The sequence below is a fragment of the Sneathiella sp. genome, assembly GCF_041689005.1.
Taxonomy (GTDB): domain Bacteria; phylum Pseudomonadota; class Alphaproteobacteria; order Sneathiellales; family Sneathiellaceae; genus Sneathiella.
This window is the reverse complement of record NZ_JBDNHC010000083.1, coordinates 1-3,603: the sequence shown is the minus strand read 5'-3', so window position 1 is coordinate 3,603 and position 3,603 is coordinate 1. Positions and strand designations below refer to the sequence as shown.

Annotated in this window: 2 protein-coding genes, 1 tRNA gene and 1 rRNA gene; 1 reads left to right on the top strand and 3 read right to left on the bottom strand. The window is 50.8% G+C overall.

Features of this window, described 5'->3' with window-relative positions; genetic code table 11:
* Positions 1–873: WYL domain-containing protein (locus tag ACESNI_RS10365; protein WP_373086548.1), on the bottom strand; the 873-nt coding region annotated here is incomplete at its 3' end.
* 282 nt (positions 874–1,155) lie between these two features.
* Between ACESNI_RS10365 and ACESNI_RS10360 the strand changes: the two genes are divergently transcribed.
* Entirely contained in the window at positions 1,156–2,580 is a 1,425-nt protein-coding gene (locus tag ACESNI_RS10360; RefSeq protein ID WP_373086547.1) for a hypothetical protein, read from the top strand.
* 476 nt (positions 2,581–3,056) lie between these two features.
* Here ACESNI_RS10360 and ACESNI_RS10355 read toward each other — a convergent pair.
* A tRNA-Met gene (locus ACESNI_RS10355) sits at positions 3,057–3,133 on the bottom strand.
* Between the two features lie 353 nt (positions 3,134–3,486).
* A 5S ribosomal RNA gene (gene rrf, locus ACESNI_RS10350) occupies positions 3,487–3,601 on the bottom strand.
* Between the last annotated feature and the right edge of the window lie 2 nt (positions 3,602–3,603).

The window sequence follows — 3,603 nt, the reverse complement described above, 5'->3', positions numbered from 1 at the left end:
TTTTTCATTTTGCACCAAGGCTTTCGTTTTTATTTTATCGTGGTTCAACAGAACTATTTGTTGATCCTGAGGCCGCCGAGCGGATGGGTCTGTGTCAAGACCTAACCTGCGAAGCGCGTAATAAAGTAGCGCCTTGCGGACCTTGATTTTTGCACTGGCGTCTCGCATGCCATAGTCGAGGGCAATCACTTTTTGTTGGCTCCCTGAGAGGTCTGGGTGTGGCCCAATTTCAAGGGTGACAATATCATGCCATTCGGAATCCGTTTCGCCCGTGACATCGATCCGGCGATTTCCTCGGATCTCCAATATACGTGATAGAAGGAAGTCCTTGAAAACCTCATCGTCTAAGCAAAAAGCTCTCGCATGCCAACGAAATCCGTCAAAACCAATGGCGTGTGGTGCTATCCATCTCCATCTGGGCTCCGGTGTAGATAGTGATTGATATTTCACTTCCACAGCTTCATTTCGATGAATTGCCGCAACAATAGTCCGGAGTGTCTTTGCATTCACCCCTCGTGCCGGTGTTGGCGCAGCGTCGAAAGATGGTAACTTGCCAATCCAGCCCTCGGATGGCTCAAGAATGCCCTCACCAAGCGAATGCAACTGAGATAAATAACGACTGGCGTCAGGTTGGAGATATTGTGGTTTATATTCTGGGCCGCGCACATAGGTCTTTGCGCTCTTGTCGTAGTACATATTGTCGGGAGATAAACCCAGATAGCGGTTTAGGTCGGTGGACGCTTGGTTCACCGAAATCCCAAATGCTTCTATTAGGTCGCCCCTGTTCACATGCCCCTCCCAGAACAGCCTGAATTCAACGAATTCAAGTCGCCTCATAACGCTCCAACTAAGCACTCCGTCTTCCTTAGCCATTAGCTACTCCGAACGATCGATGGGTCATAATTGTGGATCAAACCATTTTATTGTCGTGTTGTTGAGGATAGTGTGTATCATGATTTAGGGCAACGAAATTCTCGTTGAAGTTTTAAGGAGAGGTCCAGAGTGACTACAGGTGAATGTGTTGGAAAAAATGATCTTGGTACTCGCTTGCCGTTAACGCGAATGCCGCAAGCTGAGATCAATGCGCAGAAAGGGCTCGTCTCTTTCTATCAGCACCAATGTATATGCCCGTTTGTTCGTAAGGGTGCTCACTAAATGTTTAATCCTATCATCACATCCCACCCGGTAACCGGCGCTCAGGCCCGCAAGTTTCGTATGCCCGGGTATCCGCTCGTTTTAGTTAGTACCAATGTTTTCCAGGAGGGGGAAGATTTGCACCTATTCTGCGATAGTGTTGTTCATTACGGCGTATCCGGCTCACCAGTTAGCATCGAACAAAAGAACGGGCGAGTTGACCGGGTCGGCTCACTGGCCCAGCGGAGGCTAACCAGAGGAACGTTCGATACTCCGAATGATGAGGATCTTATACAGGTCAGCTTTCCTCACGTTAAAGAAAGCATCGAAAGAGTTCAGATCCGCCGTCTATCGGAAAATATCAACAAATACATAGCCTCGATACACGAGATTGGAGGCGGCTTAGCATTGGACAAAGAGGAAATTGCGGAGTCTGAAATTGCTAATCGCTCCAGAATCGAGCCTCAGATAAAAGACTTCCTCAAAAGCCCGTTTGATCCAGTGGACCCGCGATCCGACCTAGAGCATCTTTCCATACTCAACGAGCGAATAGCGGAAACCCAAAAGCAGACAGATGCAAACGTTGATCAGGCAAAACGCTTGATTGCGTCTGCCCTCGAAGTTGGGCGGGAGGTACGTTGGCCTTTAAGCGTTGGTCTAAAAGTTAGTGACCCAATTGGAGTGGTGTCGGAGAGGGCGGAAGTTCGGCTGACAACAGCCCGGGCGTCTGGGGAAATCCTCGTCCGCATTTTGGTCGATCATAAGGATGGCCGGGGCAACGAAATACAGATCAGTTCCCTGAATGAACTCTCTAAGCTGATGCGCCAACGATCCTGGACCACGTTTCATAGAACATTCGCCTACCCAGTGGCCACAAACTACTGGCGGTTCGCCTACGATGCAGAGATGCTGGTTGGGAACGACATAGTAACCGTTGAGAGGGATATGAAAGCCCTGCTAGAGCGATTCCAGGACACGCATGATCCACGGGAATACAGGTGCCCAACCAGCTCTACCGTACTGGACCATCTAGAACGCATTAGGAAGGATCGCTACCTTCACATAGGTGGTCAGTCAGTGGAAGTGGACGTAGTCGAGACAGAAGGAACTATAGGGCTCAAGTTTTTCTTTGCCGAGGGAGATGTGCAGCGCTCTCAAACGATTCTGATATGGGAATGCGACGGCCAGTGCATCTTTCTCAGCGCGTCTGTGCCCGCTACGGCGGTCCGAAAACTGACGGTTGAGGAAATTGTCAAATATACGTGGGAGCGGAATCGAAATATAGATGTGGTTGAGTTCATGCTTAACGACGAGCAGAGCATAGTCGGCCGCTGTGTGCATACTGTTGATAGTCTGCACTGGAGAGAATTCATCTACTGTGCTCACGTGCTGGCGGCGGAGAGTGACCGGCTTGAATATTTGATTTGTGAAGAGGATCAGTTTTGACTGCAGGCTTTGGAGGGGGAGCCACGATCTGACCAAAGGGGTTGGGTTGGAGTGATACAAATAGTAAGCGCTAGAATTTTCAGTTTTTCACTGCCATACTCACGGCTGCGAGGAGACGGTTCAAATCGAGGTTCCTTCCCTCCGCCGGGATTTTTTTTACTGCTGTGTGCGCATTCCGCTCAAATGGGCCAATGATTCCATTCAAAACGGCCACTTCGGCTGATAGTAGAAGCTGGGGGCGTAATTATCGCCGTTGGTTGATTAATTGTTGTTATTTTTTGATAAGTGGGTAATTGGCCGAATGTTGAAGCATTGTAACAATGCCCCTTTTCAGCTTTCATAACTGGCTATCACATTGCTACAGATTGTTTTCAGGTTTGTCCCCAGTTCGTCCCTACGATTGAGACTGGTGTTCTACCGGAAGATCTTCGGACATAAAAAACGCCGCTAAGTCGTTGACCTAGCGGCGTAATATTTGGTTGCGGGGGTAGGATTTGAACCTACGACCTTCAGGTTATGAGCCTGACGAGCTACCGGGCTGCTCCACCCCGCGTTGGTATCTGTTTTTGGATCGGGGTTTTGGTTTCCCTGATCCTTTTGTGCGGTGTGGGCCCGGTTTATGTCGGGCTTCCGGCGTTTGCCTACAGCCTGGGCTGCTCCACCGTTTTGGTCTGTTTGGCCTCAGTCGCCGGCGGGACCCTCCGTCCCTTGGGCTTTTCGGGCAGTTGCCCGGCGGCCGGTCGGCCTTGCCAAAGGCTTTGCCTTTGGATCTGTCCCTTACTGCGGGTGCAATTTGGGGGACGAGGCTCTGCCGAGGACTAGCGACCAAGTGGGAGCGCAGCCCCCGTGGCGCCTGAACGGCCCTTAAGTTACCATTATAAAGAGGAAAGCGTCTGTTTTTTGCAGGCCTGGCGGCGACCTACTCTTCCGTGCCTTAAGACAAAGTACCATCGGCGCTGGGAGTTTTCACGACCGAGTTCGGAATGGGATCGGGTGCAGGCCTCCCGCCATGGCCACCAGGCC

What these genes read in the sequence shown, in the direction of transcription:
- ACESNI_RS10360 (WP_373086547.1), top strand. Translation starts at nt 1,156, where the DNA reads ATGTTTAATCCTATCATCACATCCCACCCGGTAACCGGCGCTCAGGCC.